This window comes from Variovorax sp. 01T439_2 (genome assembly GCF_056398445.1).
On sequence record NZ_JBFTPJ010001131.1, the window covers coordinates 1 to 1,669 of the forward strand.

A 1,669-nucleotide genomic window follows, 5' to 3' on the forward strand; every position below is an offset into this window, starting at 1 on the left:
GCGCTGGTCAGCAAAGCGAGCAACGGATGAATCGGTCTTGTCATGGTTCTATTTCCTTCATCTCAAATGAATCCAGCTCACTTTGGCCTCACAGCGCATCGCCGTGGATGCTGTGGTATTCCACGTACTCAGCCATGCCAACTTCCGAGCTTTCGCGCCCGATACCGCTCTGCTTGACGCCGCCGAAAGGTGCGTGCCGCTGGCCGACGCGTGACGCCCCCGCCTGGTTGATGAAGGTCATTCCCGCCTCCAGCTGGCGCGCGATCCCGAGGGCGCGCGTGCGGCTGGCAGACCAGACGCTCGAACCCAGGCCCAGCTCGCTGTCGTTGGCCAGGCGCACGGCCTGCGCCTCATCCTGATAGGCGACGACCGGCAGTACCGGGCCGAACTGCTCCACAGCCACGATTTCCGACTGCGGCGCCGCGCGGCGCACGAGCGTCGGGCGCAGGTAGTAGCCTTCGTTCGTGGCCTGCGGGTCGAGCAACTCGCCCAGCTCGACGATGTCGGCGCCTTCAGCGCGCGCCCGCGCTAGAAGGTCCTTCACGAAGGTCCACTGCGCGCGGTTGTTCATCGGCCCCATCGTGCTGCGCGGGTCCAGCGGATGCCCGATCCTGAATTTCCCGACCTCGGCGGACAGCCGGTCGAAGAAGCGGTCGTAGATGGATTCGGGCACGTACACGCGCTTGACCGCAAAACAGAACTGCCCGGCCCGCCGGAAAGCGCCGATGGCGATGCGGGTCACTGCGTGCTCGACGTCCACGTCGTCGAGCACGATGGCCGGATCGTTACCGCCCAGCTCGAACTGCACATCCTTCATCGACGCCGCAGCGTCGCGCATGATGATGCCGGCCACCTTGCCGCCGCCGGTGAAGGACACCTTGCGCACCAGCGGGTGCGCGGTCAGCGCCGCGCCAGCGTCGGCACCGCCGTGCAGCACGTTGATGACACCAGGTGGGAAAAGCGCGGCCATCTTCGCGAGCAGCACCGCCAGCCCCAAGGGGGCGCTCGGCGAAGGCTTGATGACCAGGGTGTTGCCGCAGGCCAGCGCAGGCGCCAGCTTACGCATGGTCAGGATGACTGGTGCGTTCCACGAGACGATGCCCGCCACCACGCCGAAGGGGCGCTTTTCGACGCTGACCCAACCGTTCGCATCCGCGAACTGGCGGGGCTGCAGGAATTCGGCCGCCATGTCCGCGTTGTCGCGCACCACATGGGCCGCCGTTTCGACCTCGGCCTGGCAGGTGGCCATCAGCATGCCCGATTCCAGCGCCATCAACTCGGCGATCTTCGGCGCTTCTTCGTCCAGCACGGCCGCGGCGGCGCGCAGCAGCTCGACGCGCTGGGCAATGGGCGTGCCGGCCCATCCAGGCAGCGCCGCATGGGCCGCCTGCGCCGCGTCGTCCACCTGCACGACGCTGGCCTGCGCCACACGGCCGACCCGGTCCTCGGTGCGACCCGGGTCTCTGACTTCGACGTAGGACGCACCGGGAGTCTCCCGGTTGTTGATCAGCAGCTCGACGCTCAATGTGTTCATGGACGGGTTCAGAAAAGCGGGATGACGTGGAGACTGCGCGGCGCAATGCCTATTCGAGCTTGAGGTTGCCCTTGACGATGACCTCGGTCCAGCGCGCCTGCTCGGCGAGCATCAGCGCGCGGTACTCATCGGAGG

General features: G+C 66.8%; 1 protein-coding gene. It reads right to left on the reverse strand.

What is annotated here, in order from left to right:
* Nucleotides 1–88 precede the first annotated feature (88 nt).
* Nucleotides 89–1,534 (reverse strand): aldehyde dehydrogenase family protein, encoded by a 1,446-nt coding sequence (locus AC1DOC_RS32730; RefSeq protein ID WP_015865931.1) that lies wholly within the window; start codon nucleotides 1,532–1,534, stop codon nucleotides 89–91.
* Nucleotides 1,535–1,669: the final 135 nt, after the last annotated feature.